We start from the raw sequence: 526 nt of genomic DNA, 5'->3' as shown, positions 1-526 counted from the left end.
CCCTCCCAGTGACCGGGCATCAGGCGGTCTTCGATCTCCGGTGGGCGTACGTGGATGCTGACCATGTCGGGGATCTGGCCACGTCGATCCACCCCGCCGGAGCGCGGCCGGCGGGTAGTCTTGCCCTGCCGCAGACAGATGATCAGCTCCTTGCGCAGCTCGCCGACCGGCAGGGCATAGATCGCGTTGTAGATTGTCTCGCGGCAGACGTAGGCGTCTTCGAAGCTTGGGGATTTCATGGTTCGCAGCTTGCCGGCAATCTGCTCGGGAGAAAAGCGCTGTCGCAGCAGGTGGGCGACCAGCTCGAACAACTCGTTGCCGGGCACCAGCCGTTTTGCGGGTCGACAGACCACGCGGCGTGTATGCATCAAGCGCTGGGCATCGTCTGCAACGTACTCGCCTTGAGCATTCCGGTTGCGCCGGATCTCACGGCTGACCGTCGAGGGGCTGCGGTTCATCAGCCGGGCAAGCCTGCGCTGGCTGAAGCCATTGCACAGGCCGATCTGGATCGTGACGCGCTCTGTGG

At 64.3% G+C, this 526-nt stretch carries 1 pseudogene; it reads right to left on the bottom strand.

Features of this window, described 5'->3' with window-relative positions:
• Positions 1-526, bottom strand: a pseudogene (locus J5M73_RS31045) (IS30-like element IS1394 family transposase); the annotation flags it as partial.

The sequence above is a fragment of the Pseudomonas sp. 50_B genome, from assembly GCF_017491625.1.
GTDB classification, from domain to species: domain Bacteria; phylum Pseudomonadota; class Gammaproteobacteria; order Pseudomonadales; family Pseudomonadaceae; genus Aquipseudomonas; species Aquipseudomonas danubii.
This window is presented reverse-complemented; position numbering and strand designations above follow the sequence as displayed.